Origin of the sequence: Stenotrophomonas sp. SPM, assembly GCF_003105135.1 — a bacterium.
In the GTDB taxonomy this organism is placed as follows: Bacteria; Pseudomonadota; Gammaproteobacteria; order Xanthomonadales; family Xanthomonadaceae; genus Stenotrophomonas.
Window position 1 is genome coordinate 14156 of record NZ_QETL01000002.1, and the last position, 18284, is coordinate 32439.

General features: G+C 67.6%; 12 protein-coding genes and 1 tRNA gene. 5 read left to right on the top strand and 8 right to left on the bottom strand.

Annotation, left to right across the window (positions count from 1 at the left end; genetic code table 11):
• Nucleotides 1-31: 31 nt before the first annotated feature.
• From DCO49_RS01500 to DCO49_RS01525, 6 genes are all read right to left on the bottom strand, one after another.
• Nucleotides 32-1810 (bottom strand): MFS transporter, encoded by a 1779-nt coding sequence (locus DCO49_RS01500; RefSeq protein WP_116862495.1) that lies wholly within the window; start codon nucleotides 1808-1810, stop codon nucleotides 32-34.
• Between the two features lie 105 nt (nucleotides 1811-1915).
• The gene (nagA, locus tag DCO49_RS01505) at nucleotides 1916-3028 is read right to left on the bottom strand and encodes an N-acetylglucosamine-6-phosphate deacetylase (protein WP_116862496.1); all 1113 of its coding nucleotides are present in this window, start codon (nucleotides 3026-3028) and stop codon (nucleotides 1916-1918) included.
• A complete protein-coding gene (locus DCO49_RS01510) occupies nucleotides 3025-3801 on the bottom strand; it encodes a DeoR family transcriptional regulator (RefSeq protein WP_116862563.1) in 777 nt (258 codons plus the stop codon). The genes nagA and DCO49_RS01510 overlap by 4 nt, the downstream gene beginning before the upstream one ends.
• Before the next feature lie 34 nt (nucleotides 3802-3835).
• Nucleotides 3836-5170 (bottom strand): D-tagatose-bisphosphate aldolase, class II, non-catalytic subunit, encoded by a 1335-nt coding sequence (locus DCO49_RS01515; protein WP_116862497.1) that lies wholly within the window; start codon nucleotides 5168-5170, stop codon nucleotides 3836-3838.
• A 17-nt stretch (nucleotides 5171-5187) separates the two neighbouring features.
• Nucleotides 5188-6126, bottom strand: a complete 939-nt coding sequence (locus DCO49_RS01520; RefSeq protein WP_116862498.1) for an ROK family protein — start codon at nucleotides 6124-6126, stop codon at nucleotides 5188-5190.
• Nucleotides 6119-7285: an SIS domain-containing protein gene (locus DCO49_RS01525; RefSeq protein WP_116862499.1), complete on the bottom strand. Its 1167-nt coding sequence runs from the start codon at nucleotides 7283-7285 to the stop codon at nucleotides 6119-6121. Before DCO49_RS01525 ends, DCO49_RS01520 begins: the two co-directional genes overlap by 8 nt.
• A 323-nt stretch (nucleotides 7286-7608) precedes the next feature.
• Here DCO49_RS01525 and DCO49_RS01530 point away from each other — a divergent pair, with 323 nt between their 5' ends.
• The 5 genes from DCO49_RS01530 to DCO49_RS01550 all read left to right on the top strand — a co-directional run bounded on the left by DCO49_RS01530 (nucleotide 7609) and on the right by DCO49_RS01550 (nucleotide 16722).
• The gene (locus DCO49_RS01530; protein ID WP_116862500.1) at nucleotides 7609-10968 is read left to right on the top strand and encodes a TIM-barrel domain-containing protein; all 3360 of its coding nucleotides are present in this window, start codon (nucleotides 7609-7611) and stop codon (nucleotides 10966-10968) included.
• A gap of 131 nt (nucleotides 10969-11099) precedes the next feature.
• The gene (locus DCO49_RS01535; protein ID WP_116862501.1) at nucleotides 11100-14075 is read left to right on the top strand and encodes a TonB-dependent receptor; all 2976 of its coding nucleotides are present in this window, start codon (nucleotides 11100-11102) and stop codon (nucleotides 14073-14075) included.
• Between the two features lie 65 nt (nucleotides 14076-14140).
• Complete coding sequence (locus DCO49_RS01540) at nucleotides 14141-15496, top strand: Gfo/Idh/MocA family oxidoreductase (protein WP_116862502.1); 1356 nt, start codon at nucleotides 14141-14143, stop codon at nucleotides 15494-15496.
• Between the two features lie 165 nt (nucleotides 15497-15661).
• Entirely contained in the window at nucleotides 15662-16366 is a 705-nt protein-coding gene (locus DCO49_RS01545; RefSeq protein ID WP_116862503.1) for a DKNYY domain-containing protein, read from the top strand.
• Nucleotides 16367-16407: 41 nt separating this feature from the next.
• Entirely contained in the window at nucleotides 16408-16722 is a 315-nt protein-coding gene (locus DCO49_RS01550) for a hypothetical protein (RefSeq protein ID WP_207776448.1), read from the top strand.
• 119 nt (nucleotides 16723-16841) lie between these two features.
• Here DCO49_RS01550 and DCO49_RS01555 read toward each other — a convergent pair.
• Both DCO49_RS01555 and DCO49_RS01560 read right to left on the bottom strand, forming a co-directional pair.
• Nucleotides 16842-16918: transfer RNA gene (locus DCO49_RS01555), tRNA-Arg, on the bottom strand.
• 129 nt (nucleotides 16919-17047) lie between these two features.
• On the bottom strand, nucleotides 17048-18214 hold the full coding sequence (locus tag DCO49_RS01560; RefSeq protein WP_116862505.1) for a nucleotide sugar dehydrogenase: 1167 nt from the start codon (nucleotides 18212-18214) through the stop codon (nucleotides 17048-17050).
• Nucleotides 18215-18284 lie beyond the last annotated feature (70 nt).

Genomic DNA, 18284 nt, shown 5'->3' on the forward strand with positions numbered 1-18284 from the left:
GATGCGCACGGAGGTCGACCAAGGTCGACCGCTACCTGGCAAACCGCGCTTCGATCTCCTCCAGCGACTTGCCCTTGGTTTCCGGCAGCCACAGCGCGGCCACCAGGAAGAACACGAATGTGCAGCCGGCCCAGAACAGGAACATGCTGGCGTAGCCATGGTGCCCCACGGTGGGCAGGAACAGCGCGGCAATGGTGGTGGACACGAACTGGTTGATCAGCAGGGCGATGCTCATGCCGTTGGAGCGGATGCGGTTGGGCATCAGCTCCGATAGCGCCAGCCACACGCAGACACCGGGGCCGACCGCGAAGAACGCCACGAACACCAGGATGCACATGGCCACCGCCCAGCCATGGGCCGGCGGCGGCACCGGGCCGATGCGCGCCTGTTCGATACGCAGGGGTGCCTGCGCGGCACTGGCCGGGTCGGCAAATGGATTCAGGTGGAGTTTGCGGAAGAACGCACCGATCACGCTGTCCGCTTGCACGGTACCGGCACGTTCGACGCGCAGCTCGCGGTCACCCAGGTTGTCGCTGCGCAGGGCGCGTACGTTGGTGAAATCACCATACGCATAGGACACGGTCAGCTGCAGCGGCCGGCCATCGCGGTCGGTGCCGCCCGCCAGGCGCTGCCACTGCGCCTCATCCAGTACCAGCTGCAGGCCATCACCACTGACCGCCGCCTGCAGCTGCGGCTGCACGTCGGCGCGGCCGCGCTCGGCCTGGAAGAACAGCGTCGCCGCAGCCAGCAGGGCCACGCAGATGCCGCCGCTGCCCAGCATCAGCAGGAACTTGCGGCCCTTGCGGTCGACCAGCAGCAGGGCGACCACGGTCATCACTGCGTTCAGCAGCTTGATCGCCACGTCGGCGCCGTTGGCCACCGAGCCGGACAGGCCGGCCTGGTTGAGGATGTTGACCGCGTAGGCCAGCACCGAGTTGATGCCGGTGGCCTGGGTGCAGGCCAGTACCACGCAGGCCAGCAGGAACGGCACCACGTAGCGGCGGCTGAGCAGCGGATCGCGGCGACCGTCGCTGCTGCTCGATTCCGGTGCCTGGATCTGCGCCAGCGTGGCCTCCACGTCGGCATCGGGCAGCACGCGCTGCAGACTGCGGCGCGCATCCTCCACGCGACCGCGGCGCACCAGCCAGCGCGGTGATTCGGACAGCCAGAAGATGCCGGCGCAGAACAGCAGGCCCGGCGCCAGGCAGCTCCAGAAGATGGTGCGCCAGGCGTGGTCCTTCACCACGAACAGTTCCTGTGCCTGCTGCGCCAGCGGCAGCGAACGCACGGCCTCGGCGGCGGCGTCCACGGCGTGCGCCTGGTACAGGCCGATGAGTGCGGCCAGCACCAGGCCGATGGTCAGCAGCAGCTGGAACATGGCGGCGCCACGCCCGCGGCGCTCGGGGCTGAGCACTTCGGCCAGGTACAGCGGCACCACCACGCCGATCAGGCCGCCACTGACGCCCTGCAGCAGGCGGCCCAGCAGCAGCGGCGTGTAGCCCGAGGCCAGCGCCATGATCGGGATGGACGCGGTGAACAGCAGGCCGGCCAGCAGCATCGCGCCGCGGCGGCCGATCAGGTCGGCCACCATGCCGGCGAACAGCGAGGACAGCACACTGCCCAGCAGCACCGCGGCGACAACGAAACCGAGCTGCTGGCTGCTGAGCTGCCAGGCGTGGCTGGCGGTGGCTTCCAGGTAGGGCAGGGCGCCGGCGATGATGCCGATGTCGATGCCGTACAGCAGGCCGCCGAGGCCGCCGATGAACAGCAGGTAGCGTACGGGCCAGCGCGGGGCGGTGCGTGCAGTCATCGACAGGTTTCCTGTGCGGCGTTTCGGTGCGGATTGCTTTCTGTAGAGTCGAGCCATGCTCGACTGCTTTGCCGCGCCATGCGGTCAGTCGAGCATGGCTCGACTCTACAAATCGATTAGCCGCCCGCCGACGACCACCTGCTGCAGGCGCAGTCCGGCGTCCAGCACCACCAGGTCGGCACGGGCGTCGGGCGCGATGCGGCCGCGATCCTCCAGGCCAAGGTAGGCGGCAGGGAAGGTGGAGACACGTTGCGAGGCATCGGCCAGGTCCAGGCCCACCTGCACCAGATTGCGCAGTGCCTGGTCCATGGTCAGCGCACTGCCGGCCAGCGAGCCGGTGGCCAGGCGCACGCAGCCGCCGCACTTGTGCACGCGCTGTTCGCCCAGCGCGTACTCGCCATCGGGCATGCCGGTAGCGGCCGTGGCGTCGGTCACCGCGTACAGGCGCGGAATCGCGCGCGCGGCCAGCCGGATCACGCCGGGGTGGATGTGCTGCAGGTCGGGAATGATCTCGGCGTACTGGGCATGCGCCAGCGCGGCGGCGGCAATGCCCGGACGGTAGTGGTCGACGCCGGTCATGCCGTTGAACAGATGGGTGAAGCCCGAAGCACCGGCCTGCAGCGCGGCGACGCCTTCCTCGTAGGTACCGGCACTGTGGCCCAGCTGCACGCGGATGCCCATCGCTGCCAGCGCAGGAATCAGCGCGGTGTGCTCGCCGATTTCCGGCGCCAGGGTCATTACCCGGATCGGTGCCAGTGCATGCAGCTGCTGCACCCGTGCCAGCGTCGCCTCGATCGTGCGGTTGGGCTGCGCGCCCAGCCGCTGCGGGCTGATGAAGGGGCCTTCCAGGTGCACGCCGGCGATGCTGGCCGCCTCGGCATCGGGGGATGCCATCGTCGCGGCCACGCCCTGCAGGGCATGCTCGATCTCGTCCAGGCCGGCGGTCATGGTGGTCGCCAGCAGGGTGGTGGTGCCGAAGCGCAGGTGGGTGCGGGCGATGGTGCGGGCCACGTCGCCGCCCTGCATCAGGTCCACGCCGGCCGCGCCGTGCACGTGCAGGTCGATGAAGCCAGGCAGGATCACCGGCAGCTGCAGGTCATCGGCGCCGCTGTGGTCATCCACCTGCAGCTGGCGGATGTGCGAATCGAACTGGACGTGGCCACGGCGCCAGCCCAGCGGAGTCAGGATGCGGCCGTGCAGGCGGCGGGTGTCGGTCATGGCGGTGTCTCGGCGATGATCACTTCGGTGCCCAGCCGCTGCAGCCCCTCGCGGGTGGCATCGTCGATGCCGGCGTCGGTGATGATGGCGTGGATCTGGTCCAGCAGCGCGATGCGGTGCAGGCTGACGCGGCCGAACTTGGAGGCGTCGGTGAGCACCACGATGCGGCGCGCGCGCTCGACCATGCGGTGGTTGAGCCGGGCTTCGGCTTCATCGTGGGTGGTCAGGCCGAACTGCAGGTCCAGGCCATCCACGCCCAGGAACAGGGTGTCGAAGCTGTAGGAGTTGAGGCTGGCCTCGGCCTGGCTGCCCTGCAGCGACAGCGACTGCTGGCGCAGCAGGCCGCCGGTCAGCAGCACGGTGATGCCCGGCGCGTTGGCCAGTTCCCAGGCGATGTTCAGGCCGTTGGTCATCACCGTCACGTCGCGATGGCCGCGCAGGTGGCGGGCCAGGGTCATCGTGGTCGAGCCGGAGTCGATGATGATGTTGTCGCCGGCCTGCACCAGCCGCGCCGCGGCGGTGCCGATGGATTCCTTCAGCGGCAGGTTCAGCGCATCCTTTTCGTGGATGTCCTGTTCCTGCGGCGGCGTGCGCACCAGAGTGGCGCCACCGTGGGTACGGGTGGCCAGGCCCTGCGACTCGAAGTGGGTGAGATCGGCACGGATGGTCACCGCCGACACGCCGAAGCGCTCGACCAGATCGGCCACCTGCACCGAGCCATGCTCGATCAGCAGCTGCAGGATCTGTTGCCGGCGGGAGCGGGTGTTGCGCATGGCCATCTCTCGGTTTCGTCAGGAAAGGTAGAGATTAGCCGTTCGCAAGAACGGAGGCAGCCGAACTTGCGTTCTGCCTGCGGCTGCCGGCCCGGTTGGCGCTGCAGGCGCGGGCATATTCGCCCAGGCACTGGCCGATGCGGTGCTGCGCCAGCGCGCTGGGGGTATTGGCCAGGGTGCCTTCGCGCACGGCGCGGTACTGCTCGGGCAGGTACTGGCTGAGCAGCACCAGCGGGGGCGCCTGCTGTTCCAGGTTGGCGAACAGGGTCTGCACCGCCTGCAGCAATGCCGGTTCGCCCCAGTAGTAGCGGCAGCGGTCGCTGAAGGAGAAGCGGCGCAGCAGGCGCAGCTCGGCCTCGTCGCCCTGGTAATACGGCTGCCAGTACTTCGGCTGCGCCTGCATCACCTCGTCCAGCACCTGCGGCAGGCGCGAGCATTGTGCGTCCGGCAGCAGTTCGGCTTCGATGGCGGCCAGCGCGAACAGCGCCTCGCGGTAGGCGAACGTCGCCGCTGGGCCCACCTTGAGGATCGCGAAGTGGTCGCGCACCAGTGCGTGCAGGCCGCTCTCACGCTGGTAATCGGTGGAATGCGCTTCGAACACGATGCGCGGCTGCTGTTCGAGGAAATCCGCGAGCGCACTGGCGGCCGCCGGGTCGTACTCGTGCACGCTGCTGTGGTCGAAATCCACGCCTGGCTGCACCACCATCGCGATCACGCGCTGCCAGGCATCGCGCAGCTGCGGTGTATCGAAGGCCTGCTGGTGGATGGCCAGGGTCTGCGCGGCGGCGGCTGGCGTGGTCACCTGCAGGCCACCGGCCAGCGAGGCTTCGCCACCGGGCACCGGCACTTCGGTGCCGATGACATAGACCGGCGGCGGCAGGCCGTGTTCGGTGGCGGTGCGCTCGGCGATCTCGGCCAGCTCGGCCGAGCGCGCGGCAACGATGGCATCGGGCAGCGGCACCGGGTCATCGGCGCAGGACATGCTGCAGTCCAGGTGGATCTTGTGGAAGCCCGCGGCCACATAGGCCTCGATCAGCACGCGCGCGTGGGTCATCGCTTCGGCGGCCGGGCGCTTCTGCCAGGCATTCGGGCCCAGGTGGTCACCGCCGAGGATCAGCCGCTCGCGCGGGAAGCCTTCTTCATCGGCCAGCGCGCCGACGTAATCGCGGTACTGCGGCGGGGTCATGCCGGTGTAGCCGCCGAACTGGTCGACCTGGTTGGAGGTCGCCTCGATCAACAGCACGGTGCCGTGCGCCAGCGCCACGCGCATGGCCGCGCGCAGCACCTGTTCGTTGCTGCAGCAGACGCTGTACAGGCCGACGTTGGCACCGGCGCGGTGGGAAGCAAGCAGGGTCTGCAGCGGGGACATGGTCAGGCTCCGGTCGATCAGGAAAACGAGGATTGGCAGGCGAGCAGGGCGGCACCGCGTGCACCGCCGGCATCGCCGAAGCGCGGCGGCACGATGGGCGGCACCTGCGCGCCGTTGAACAGATGCGCGGCGACGGCGGCGGGCAGCAGCTGGTACAGCGGCGCGTACTGCGAAAGGCCGCCACCGAGCACGATGACGTGCGGGTCCAGCGCCAGCACCAGTGCGGCCAGGCTGTGGCCGAGCAGGTCGCGGTGGATGTCCAGCGCCTGCCGGGCACGCACATCGCCGGCCTCGGCCAGGGTGATCACTGCGCTGGCGTCGCGCGCGCTGCCGCCGAGATGGCGCTCGATCATCGCCACACCACTGCCGGACACGTAGCGCTCCACGCAGCCCTGCAGGCCGCAGCCGCAGTCCAGCAGGGGCAGGCCGTGGCGCTGCAGCAGGTGGCCGGGCACGCTCCAGTGGCCCCACTCGCCGGCCAGGCCGTTGAAGCCGGTCAGCAGGCGGCCCTGCAGGCAGAAGCCACCACCGGCACCAGTACCGAGGATGGCGCCGAACATGCTGGGGTAGCCGTCGGCAGCACCACCGTGCGCCTCGGACAACGCGAAGCACTGCAGGTCGTTGCCGAAGTGCAGCGGACGCTGCAGGCGGGCCTGCAGGTCCTGCGCCACGCACTGGCCGGTCAATGCCGGCACGTTCGCGCTCAACTGCCGGCCACTGCGGCGGTCGCGCACGCCGGGCAGGGCGATGCCGATGGCGGCGTCACTGCGGCCCAGCGTGGCATCGGCCTCGGCCACCAGCGCGACCACCGCCTGCAGGAAGCCGGCGTAGTCGCCCTGCGGCGTGGCCACGCGGCGGCGCCAGGTGACCTGCATCGCCGCATCGCACGCCACCAGCTCGATCTTGGTGCCGCCGATGTCGATGCCGTAGCAGGCGTGGGCGATCAGCTCAGCCATGGTGGATGGTGACGCCCTGGACGACGCGGTTGACGGTGCCGTCCGGGAACGGATTGTCCGGGGTCAGGCCCAGCGCGGCCGAACGCTGCAGCGCGAACAGCTGGGCAAAGCCGAGCCACACCGGCGCGAGCCACGGGTCGTCGAGCGCCGGTTCAAGCACGGGCACGCTGAGGGTATGGTCATCCTCGGCACCGATATCCGCATGCGGGCCGATCGCCAGCACCTGGCCGGCCACGCCGTCGCGGCGCAGTTCTTCCAGCAGGTCCTGTTCGTAGCGGCGTGCCAGCGGCTGCACGCTGCGCAGCACGACCACCAGGGTGTCGCCGTCCAGCGTGGACTTGGGGCCGTGGCGGAAGCCAAGCGGGGTATTCGCAAGGGCCAGCACGCGACCGGCGGTCAGCTCCAGGACCTTCAGCGCGCACTCGCGGGCCAGCGCTTCCAGCGGACCGCTGGCCAGGTAGATCACCCGGTTGAACGGGCGCTGCGCGAGAGCCGCGACCGGTGCATCCCACTGTGCCAGGCCTTCGCGGTCGAGCGCGGCGATCTGCTTCAGGCGCGCGACGCGTGACTCCCACGGCGAGCGGTCGAACACGGTCAGCGCGGCCAGCAGCATGCAGGTCAGGCTGCTGGTCATGGCGAATGCACGATCGCAGCTGGCCGAGGGCATCAGCAAGGTGCAGGTATCGCTGCGGCCGGCACCGCGGCGGGCCAGTTCGCCATCGGCGTTGCAGGTGATGTCGAGGAAGCGGGCATCGGCCACGTCGCTGCGCACGCGGTCGACCGCGGCCACGCTTTCCGGGCTGGAACCGCTGCGGCCGAACGACACCAGGAGGGTGGGGCGGTCGCGCTGCAGGTACAGCGCCGGGTGGGTCAGCAGGCTGGTGGTATGCACCACGCGCACCTCGGCCGGCCACTGCGCGTTGATCGCATCGGCCACCATCTCGGCGATGAAGCCGGAGCTGCCGGCGCCGGTGAACAGCACGCGCTGGTTGGGGTCGTTCAGGCTGTCGCCGAGGAAGGCCTGCAGGCGGTCGCGGGCACGCGACAGGTCCTGCGCAAGGGCTTCCCACAGCGCCGGCTGCTGGGCGATTTCGGTAGCGGTATCGGCTCCGCCGCGGCGCTGCCAGGCGGACACATCGGAAAGCAGGGTGACGTCCATTCGGAGGTTCCAGTTGGGCCAGCGCACCATCTGCGTTTTCTTTCGAAATGTCAAACATCGAAAGCAAAAAGAAAGAAGCGGGTCGGCCTGGCGTATCCGGGATGAGGCCGATCGCGAAACGCAAGAATCGGCCGGATGCCGTATCGCACAATGCTTAACAGGGGGTTGCAAGCGCTTACACAAAGTATTGCGGCGCACCAACTTTCGTTTCTATCAAATATATCTTCCTTTTTCCTTTCAGTTTATTGACATCTTTCGAATCACTGCCCTAGAGTCGGCCGCAACTGCTTTCGAAACGCCCGGTGAACGGGTTGGGAGTTCGTGTGGAGAACCGCATTCGTCGCTCGCAGCTGCTGCTGGCCCTGCTGCCGGCATTGATGCTGGCAGCGACATCGGCCCAGGCCGAGCCGGTCGGCAACCTGCGTTCGGTCAGCGCCAGTGACAGCCGTGACGGCGTGCACGGCTGGGATCTGCAGACCGACAGCGGCGCGCGCATCCGCATCGAACTGCCGGCCGCGGACATCATCCGCGTGCAGGCTGGCCGCAAGGGCACCCTGACCGGCGCCGGTGACAAGGCCGCGCCGATCGTGCTGCCGCAGCCCAAGGCCAACGTGCAGGCGCAGCTGGAAGAAGACGCACAGGAGATCCGCGTGCGCACCGACGCACTGGTGCTGCACGTGCAGCGGCAACCGCTGCGCCTGCGCCTGGAACGCCTGGACAACGGCCAGCCGACCGCGCTGTGGCAGGAACTGCAGCCGCTGGACCTGGATGCCGCGCAGAGCGTGCAGGTGCTCTCTTCGCAGGCCGACGAAGGCTACTTCGGTGGCGGCCAGCAGAACGGCCGTTACCAGTTCAAAGGCCGCGAACTGGAAGTGTCCTACTCCGGCGGCTGGGAAGAAGGTGATCGCCCGAGCCCGGCGCCGATGCTGCTCAGCAGCCGTGGCTGGGGCATGCTGCGCAACACCTGGAGCGATGGCAGCTACGACCTGCGCCAGGCCGACCAGGCCACCCTGCTGCACCGCGAAGACCGCTTCGATGCCTATTACTTCGTCGGTGCCGACCTGCCGAAGCTGATCGAACGCTATACCCAGCTGACCGGCCGCCCGAACATGGTCGCGCGCTGGGCGCTCTCCTACGGCGATGCCGATTGCTACAACGATGGCGACAACAGCAAAAAGCCCGGCACCGTGCCCGAAGGCTGGAGCGACGGCCCGACCGGCACCACGCCGGATGTGATCGACAGCGTGGCCAAGCAGTACCGCGAACATGACATGCCCGGTGGCTGGATCCTGCCCAACGATGGCTACGGCTGCGGCTACCAGAAGCTGCCGGAGACGGTGCAGGGGCTGGCGAAGTACGGCTTCCGCACCGGCCTGTGGACCGAGAACGGCGTCGACAAGATCGCCTGGGAAGTGGGCAAGGCCGGCACCCGCGTGCAGAAGCTGGACGTGGCCTGGACCGGCAAGGGCTACCAGTTCGCGATGGATGCCAACCGCCAGGCCTTCAACGGCATCCTCGACAGTTCCGACTCGCGCCCGTTCCTGTGGACGGTGATGGGCTGGGCCGGCATCCAGCGCTATGCCGTGGCCTGGACCGGCGACCAGAGCAGCAGTTGGGATTACATCCGCTGGCACGTGCCGACCCTGGTCGGTTCGGGCCTGTCCGGCATGGCCTACGCCAGCGGCGACGTCGATGCGATCTTCGGTGGCAGCGCCGAAACCTTCACCCGCGACCTGCAGTGGAAGGCGTTCACTCCGGTGCTGATGGGCATGAGCGGCTGGTCGTCGAACGCGCGCAAGCATCCGTGGTGGTTCGACGAGCCCTACCGCAGCATCAACCGCGATTACCTGAAGTTGAAGATGCGCCTGACCCCGTACATGTACGGGCTGGTGCACGAGGCCGCGCAGACCGGCGCGCCGCCGGTGCGTGGCCTGATGTGGGACAACCCGCGCGATCCGCATGCGCAGGATGAAACCTACAAGTACCAGTTCCTGCTCGGCCGCGACCTGCTGGTGGCGCCGGTGTACCGCAGCCAGGCGGCCAGCCGTGGCTGGCGCCGCGACATCCATCTTCCCGCCGGTGGCTGGATCGATTACTGGGATGGCCGACGCGTGCAGGCCGGTACCGAGGGTCGCCAGCTCGACCGCCAGGTGGATCTGGCCACGCTGCCGGTGTTCGTGCGTGCCGGCGCCATCCTGCCGATGTATCCGTCGATGCTGTTCGACGGCGAAAAGGCGCTCGATGAAGTGACCTTCGACCTGTACCCGCAGGGCGATGCGCAGTACACGCTGTACGAAGATGACGGCACTACGCGCCGCTACCAGAAGGGCGAGTCGAGCACGCAGGTGGTGCGCGTGCAGGCCCCGGCGCAGGGCAGTGGCCCGGTGCAGGTGCAGATCGACGCGGTGCAGGGCAGCTACAACGGCCAGCTGGCGCAGCGCCGCTACGGCCTGCGGGTGCTCAGCCGGCAGGCGCCGCGCGCGGTGCAGGCCGCTGGTCGCGCGCTGCCGGCGCTGGCCGATGCGGCCGCGTTCAACAACGGCAGCGAGGGCTGGTTCTTCGATGCCAAGGATCGCCGCGGCACGCTGCATGTGCGCACCGCCACGCAGGACATCCGCCAGCCGCTGCAGCTGCAGCTGGACTTCGCCGTCGCCGCTGCGGCCGGCGATGATGCCTTCCCGGCCGCACCGGTGCTGGGCCGCGAACTGCCGGCCGACAGCCTGCTGGTGGTCAACCGCCCGGCGGAAGAACCGGGCCACGCGCTGGAAAACGCCTTCGACGATGATCCCAACACCTGGTTCCGCAGCGTGCGCAACCAGGCCGTGCGTACCGGCGCGCACGAGTGGGTGGTCGGCTTCGGCGAGCGGAAGATGATCGACGGCATCGACATCGCCCCGCGCAACGACAAGAACTGGAAGCACGGCCAGGTCCGCGACTACGAGGTCTACCTGGGTGACAGCAATGGCGAGTGGGGCGAACCCATCGCGCGTGGCCGCCTGCAGTTGAAGGAAGGCGTACAGCGCATCGACTTCCCGGCGCATGCCGGCCGCCTGCTGCGCTTCCGCGTGCTGAGCGTGCAGAACCCCGAAGGCGACGGCGCCAGCAGCACCGATCCGATGGTCACCGCCGCACAGGGCAGCGCCCGCGCCTTCGATGCACTGCAGCCGCGCGATGTCGGTCCGATCGCGCTGTCCACCTTCCACATCCTCGAACACCAGGAACCGGAGCGACCGGCCCGGCAGCAGTATCTCTCCGAGCTGCCGGTGCCGGCCGCGCTGGCCAGCCAGGTCCGCGCCGACCAGTCCTTCCGGGGCGACGCCGGCCTGCGCATGAACGGCCTGCAGTTCCGCCGTGGCCTGGGCGTCGGTGGCAACAGCCGCATCGACCTGCGCCTGCAGGGCGGCTGGAACCTGCTGCGCGCCGATCTCGGCATCGACGATGCCTGCCGCAGCGCCGGGGGCCTGCAGTTCCAGGTCTGGGGCGATGGCCGCCTGCTGTACGACAGCGGCCTGGTGAAGGCACCCGGCGTGGTCAAGCCGGAACTGGATATCCGTGGTCTTTCCACCCTGAGCCTGCGCACGCTGGGTGCGCAGGGCAGCCAACCCGCCCAGGTCTGCGCCAACTGGGCCAACGCCGTGCTGATCGGCCAGGAGGGCGACTCCGCCAGCATCGTCGCCCCATGACCCCCACGTAACACCGCTCCTCCCCCGCCCATTCCGACTACGGCTCCAGAGCCGTGGCCCGGGAGCGTTTTGCCCGCCAATCGCTTTCGCGCCGCCCACCCGCCGCGCACCCCTGCCAGGAGAGAACCCCGATGTTGCCCGCACGCCACCCCCGTCCGCCCTGTCGTTCCTTCGCCCCGCTGTCGCTGGCCATCGCCGGCGTGCTGCTGTCGATCGCCCTGCCTGCTGCCGCCCAGGACAGCAAGGACACCGCCACCGACCTGGCCCGCATCGAGGTCACCGGCTCCAACATCCGCCGCACTGACGTCGAAACTGCATCGCCGGTGCAGGTGATCAGCAAGCAGGACATCCAGAACATGGGTGCGCGCACGCTGCTGCAGGTGCTGGACAACCTGCCGGCCGCACGGCCCGCGCAGCAGGATTCGCGCTCGCTGTTCACCGGTTCGGACGGCGCCTCGCAGGCCAACCTGCGTGGGCTGGGTGCACAGGGCACGCTGGTGCTGCTGAACGGTCGCCGCCTGTCGTACTACGGCGCACCGGCGGGCTTCCAGACCCAGTTCGTCAACATCGATGCCATTCCCGCCGCCGCCATCGAACGCATGGAAGTGCTGACCGACGGCGCCTCGGCGGTGTACGGCACCGATGCGGTGGCCGGCGTCATCAACGTGATCACCAAGCGCAATTTCCAGGGCGCGGAGATCAACTTCACCAACGACACCTCCTCGCGCATCGATTCCTACGGCGAGCGCCAGGCCAGCATCACCGCCGGCTTCGGCGATCTGACCGAGAACCGCTTCAACGTCTATGGCGCGGTGAACATGTACCGCCGCGACGCGATTCCGCTCAGCGATTTCTACGACAAGCGGCCCAGCCAGTACTACGTCAACAACCCCAATTACCTCAGCGGCCTGCGCCTGGGCGTGGGCAGCAAGCCTGGCGAGTTCAATCCGGGCACCTACTTCGCTTTCGATCCGGTCACCGGCCGCCGCGTGCAGGAAGCCGCACCGGGCTGCCAGAACGTGCTGCAGGGCCAGGCCGCCGGCCCCAGCTGCGTCTGGGAAACGTGGATGAACAACGAGATCGACGCGGGCGCCAAGTCCGAGCGCAACACCGCCTACCTCAACGGCACTTTCCTGGTGGGTGACAACACCGAGATCTTCGCTGAGGCCACCTATACCGATATCGACCTGCGCGCCAACGGCGGCACGCCACGCACCTACAGCACCACCACCGGCAACCCCAGCAGCTGGTTCTCGCGCGATACCGGCAACACCGTCAACCAGTTCCTGTACCCGTACCTGGGCCCGAACAACGAATACAACCACGCCAGCCCCGAACTGAAGGCGATGATGGGCGGCGTGGTCGGCCTGCAGTACCTGCTGCAGGATGCTGGCGCCAACTACTTCGGCCAGCGCAACACCGACCAGAGCTACCGCGTGCTGACCGGTGCGCGTGGCAACGTCGGCGACTGGAACTGGGAAACCGCGTTTGCCACCGCAGGTTCGCATTCCACCACCTACCAGACCATCAACGTCAACCTGAAGGGCTTCGAGAAGGCCTTTGGCCCGTACTCGGTGGATCCGGGCACCGGCCGCGTCATCATCTCCGACCACCCCGCCTATAAATTCGGCGAGATCAGCGAGGCCAACGCTGCGCTGATCCGCGAGGCCTTCCCGACCTTCGACATCCAGTCCTGGACGCGCCTGCATACCCTGGACGGCAAGATCGAAGGCCCGCTGTTCCAGCTGCCGGCCGGTGAAATGCGTGCGGCGTTCGGCTTCAACGCCAGCCGCGAAACCTTCTATACCCCGGGCAACCCGGATGCCGCCGCCGGCCTGATCACCCAGCAGGGCGGTTCGTGGTTCGATGGCGCGCGCAACACCTACGCGCTGTTTGCCGAAACGGTGGCGCCGATCACCGACAAGCTGGAACTGGACGCCGCGCTGCGCGTGGACAAGTACCCCAACTTCAGCGCCAACGTCGCGCCGAAGATCGGCTTCAAGTACCAGGCCTTCGACCAGTTGATGCTGCGCGGTACGTACTCCACCGGCTTCCGTGCGCCCAGCCTGGCCGAGTCGGGCAGCGGTGGTGTGTTCGCCCAGCTGGGTGGCTACCGCGATGAAGTGCGCTGCGCCGAGACCAACGCCATTGCCGATCTGCTGCGGCAGTCGCAGCGTGCGGGCGATGTGGACCTGGGCAAGAGCCTGGCCAACGCCGACTGCAGCCGCACCGTGGCCCGCATGACTCAGCCCAACCAGGACCTGAAGCCGGAGAAGGCCAAGATCGCCACCCTGGGCTTCGTCTACGAGCCGGCCAGCTGGCTGTCGGTGTCGGCCGACTACTGGTTCATCTACCGCAACAACGAAATCGTCGCCCCGGATTTCAGCCGGGACACCGACATCATCTCTTCCACTCGTTCGCCGATCACCGATGCCGACCGCGCCAATCTGGCGCAGCTGGCGGCGATGTGCGCCGCCCCGGCCAGCGGCGTGAGCTGCCCGGCCGTGCTGCCCGGCTACAGCGTGGGCAACGTGGCCAGCGTGGTGGGCCAGTACAAGAACCGCGGCAAGACCCTGGTCGACGGCTTCGACATCGATGCACGCAGCCGCTTCTCGCTGGGTGAATGGGGCGGGCTGAACGTCGGCCTGGCCGCCACCATCGCCAACCGCAACCGCTACTACATGGATGATGAAAGCGGCTGGTACTACGGCGACGTGGTGGGCTATTACAACAACCCGCGCCTGCGGGCCACGCTCAACGCCGACTGGACCTACAAGCAGGTGACCACCAGCATGTTTGTCAACTACGTGGGCGGCACCAAGTGGGCGCGCGACCGCGTGGACGAAGTGGACAACAACAAGGACACCTGCACCGCCGGCTTCCTGGCCCTGGAGGCCAGCAAGTGCGACGGCGCACCGTCGTGGTGGACCGCCAACCTGAGCGTCACCTGGCGCCCGGACGACGCCTGGAATCTCAGCTTCACGGTGAAGAATCTGTTCGATCGCCTGCCGTTCTACGATCCGAACAGCTTCCTGGGCGATTCCAGCGACTACGCCACCATCTTCGGCCGCGGCTACAGTGTGACCGTCGGCTACCGGTTCAAGTAATTCCGTTCGTGTGACCCGGGTGTGCCGGTCGTGGCCGGCGCACCTTCAAGAGGAGAGTGTTTGCCATGAAGCGTAGGGAATTCATCGCGGCCAGTGCCGCCGTCGCCGCCAGCAGCCTGCTGCCACAGACGCCCGCCTGGGCGGCCGGCCGCAAGGTGCGCCTGGCCCTGATCGGCACCGGCATGCGTGGCCTGGTGCTGCTGAAGGAGCTGGTGCGGCGCGACGATGTGGAGGTGGTCGCGCTGTGTGACATCGAGCCGATCATGCTGGGCCGCGCCGTGGACATGGTGGCCAAGGCCGGCAAGCCCGCGCCGAAGACCTACGGCCAGGACCGCGACACCCACGCGTGGAAGCGCCTGCTGGAACAGAAGGGCATCGATGGCGTGATCATCGCTACGCCGTGGGAGTATCACGCACCGATGGCGATCGCCGCGATGCAGGCCGGCGTGGCCGTGGGCTGCGAAGTGGTGGCCGGCATCACCCTGCAGGACCACTGGGATGTGCTGAAGACTCAGCTCAACACCGGCACCCCGTACATGCTGCTGGAAAACGTCTGCTACCGCCGCGACGTGATGGCCGCGCTGCAGATGGTGCGGCAGGGCCTGTTCGGCGAGCTGGTGCACCTGCAGGCGGGCTACCAGCACGACCTGCGTGGAGTGAAGTTCAACTCCGGCGACCCCAACCAGCCCTACGACAGCGGCGTGGAGTTCGGCCCGAAGGGCTGGAGCGAAGCGCGCTGGCGCACCGAGCATTCGGTGCAGCGCAATGGCGAGCTGTACCCCAGCCATGGCATCGGCCCGTGCGCGATGTACACCGGCATCAACCGTGGCAATCGCTTCACCCACATCAATGCGTTCGCCACCAAGGCGCGCGGCCTGCACGACTACACCGTGGCCAAGAGCGGTGGCACCACCCACCCCAGCACGAAGGTGAAGTTCAAGCTGGGTGACATCGTCACCACCACCCTAGCCTGCGAAAACGGCGAGACCATCCTGCTGCAGCACGACACCTCGCTGCCGCGCCCGTATTCGATGGGCTTCCGCGTGCAGGGCACCAAGGGCCTGTGGATGGACGTGAACCAGTCGATCCACATTGAGGGCCGCAGCCCGCCACACCAGTGGGAAGCGTTCAAGACCTACCAGGACCAGTACGAACACCCGCTGTGGAAGCAGAATGCCGATACCGCCGCCAGCGCCGGCCACGGCGGCATGGACTGGTTCGTCATCCACGCCTTCGTGGAAGCGCTGAAGGCCAAGGCGCCGATGCCGATCGACATCTACGATGCGGTGACCTGGAGTGCGATCACGCCGCTGTCCGAGCAGTCGATCGCCAACAGCTTCCAGACGCTGGAATTCCCGGATTTCACCGCCGGCGCGTGGAAGCAGCGCAAGCCGATCTTCGCATTCGACGGCAAGTACTGACCGGCTTTTGTAGAGTCGAGCCATGCTCGACTGCTTTCAATGCAACGCCGGGCCATGCCCGGCGTTGCTGGCGGATCCCCTGTAGAGCCGAGCCCACGCTCGGCTGCTGTCCTCGCCGCCTCCATTACACTACGGGCCAACCCAAGGACGGCGGAATCCCAACCCATGGCATGGCAGAAGATCATCGACCTGCCGGACCAGCGTTTCATCGGTCCGTACGGCATCGAGTACTGGCGCGTGCACGACGGCCAGGTCTTCCACCAGGGGCGGCCGCTGCGCAAGGCCGACGCCGCGAGCTTCGAGTTCATGCCGGCGCCCCACTTCATCGGCCGCGATGCACACGCGGTCTACCACGCGTGGAGCCGCCTGCCCGCCATTGACCGCGACAGCTTCCGCCAGTGCGGCGCGTACTGGTTGGATGACCACGCCGTTTACTTCCAGTACGAGACTTCGCTGAAGGCGCTGCCCGGGGCGGAGTGCACGACGTTCCGTGATCTCGGCGGTGGCTATGGTGCCGATAGCGAGGGGGGCTGGTACTGCGGCCGGCGGATGAAGCATTGCCTGCGCGGCGACCTGCTGCAGGGCGTGCCGCAGGAGCCGCTGTACGCCTTCGATGACAGCAACGTCTACTGCGACGGGAAGCCGCTGCCCAGAGTGGATCGCGCGCGCTGGCGGCTGCTGGGCGGGTACTTTTCGGGCGATGGCAGCCGGGTCTATTACCTGGAACGGAAGCTGCCGCGGGTGGATGCGGCGACGTGGCGCTGGCTGGAGGGGAGTTGGTCGCGGGATGCGACGCAGTTGTTCAGCATGCATCTGGTGGAGAGGGATGCCGGGGTGCGGGCGCTGCATGGGTTGGCCGCAGCACCCTGAAAGACAGGAGACGAGACCCGATGGTGGAAGGACGGAACGTGGTGGAACTCCAGGCCGATAGCGTGGTGTTCTACTCCAGGCAGGATGAGGCGAGCTTCTTCGCGAGGCTGCAGGAGCTGCCCTGCGTGGTCGACGTTGCCGGGATGGGGCGGACTCTCCATATCCAGGTGGATCGCCAGCGGGTGGATGACGAGGCGCTGAGGGAGCTCCTGGCGCTGTTCCATCGCTACCAGGTGGACATGCGGCAGTTGAGGGTGTTTGACGAGCGGCGCTTCGCACGCTGGTTCAGACGACGCCAGCGCTACTGGCACGACGCCGTGTTCGGGCAACAGGGGCGCGCCGGGATCGTCGAGTGAGGTGGGAGGGCGCCGCTCGACGCTTGGTGCTTCGGCCGGACACGGCGTCGCGCGGCCGATGCTGCAGGCCATGGTGCGTGTGGGGCCGGGGCTCCTGCGCTGATGAGGGCAGGGAAAGATGGCGCGCCCGGAGGGATTCGAACCCCCGACCAATGGCTTCGGAAGCCACTACTCTATCCGGCTGAGCTACGGGCGCGTTGTACGGCCACCACCGGTTATCCGGCGGTAGCGGGGGATTCTAGCGGACTCCGCGACAAAAATCTGCCCTGGCCGGCGGCGCCTGGCCCTGCCAAGGCGGGGCGCCGTCCGACTAGAGGCCTCGAAGTCAGTCGTTTCCGAACAGATCCCGGGTGTAGACCTTCTCTGAGACGTCCGAAATCTCCGGCGACAGCCGGTTGGCCAGGATCACGTCGCACTCTGCCTTGAAACGCTCCAGGTCATTGTTGACCCGGGAATTGTAGAAGTGCGGAACCTGCAGGACCGGCTCGTGGACGACCACCTCGATACCCTTGGCCTTGATGCGCTTCATCACGCCCTGGATGGCCGAGGCGCGGAAATTGTCCGAGCCGGATTTCATCACCAGGCGATAGATGCCGACCACCTTGGGCGAACGCTTGATCACCTCGTCGGCGATGAAATCCTTGCGGGTGCGGTTGGCTTCCACGATGGCGTGGATCAGGTTCTGCGGCACGTCGCTGTAGTTGGCCAGCAGCTGCTTCGTGTCCTTCGGCAGGCAGTAGCCGCCGTAGCCGAACGAAGGGTTGTTGTAATGGCTGCCAATGCGCGGATCCAGGCTCACACCATCGATGATCTGGCGCGTGTCCAGCCCATGCGAGGCAGCGTAGGTGTCCAGCTCGTTGAAGTAGGCAACGCGCATGGCGAGGTAGGTGTTGGCGAACAGCTTGATCGCCTCGGCCTCGGTGGAATCGGTGAACAGCGTGGGCACGTCCTTGCTCACCGCGCCTTCCTGCAGCAGCGCGGCAAACGTCTCGGCGCGCTCCGAACGTTCGCCCACGATGATGCGGCTCGGGTGCAGGTTGTCGTACAACGCCTTGCCTTCGCGCAGGAACTCGGGCGAGAAGATGATGTTGCCGGTGCCGAAGCGTTCGCGAAGCTCGTCCGTGCAGCCCACCGGGATGGTGGACTTGATGATCATCACGGCGTCGGGATTGATGGCCACGACATCGCGGACAACCGACTCCACCGACCCGGTATTGAAATAGTTGGTCTGCGGATCGTAATCCGTAGGCGTGGCGATGATCACGAACGCGGCGTCAGCGTAGGCATCCTTCGGATCCAGCGTCGCCCGCAGGTTCAGGGACCGCTGCGCCAGGTACTCCTCGATCTCACGATCTTCGATCGGCGCCTTGCGGGAATTGAGGAGCTGGACGCGGTCCGCGTCGATGTCGAGCGCGACCACCTCGTGGTTCTGCGCAAACAGAACCGCATTGGAGAGGCCGACATAGCCGGTGCCGACGACGGCGATCTTCATCTGAATTCCTTTTGCAGCCAGCGAAGTCTTGGGGGAGACCGACCCGGCTGGAAGGGCCCGGGTGGGGGCC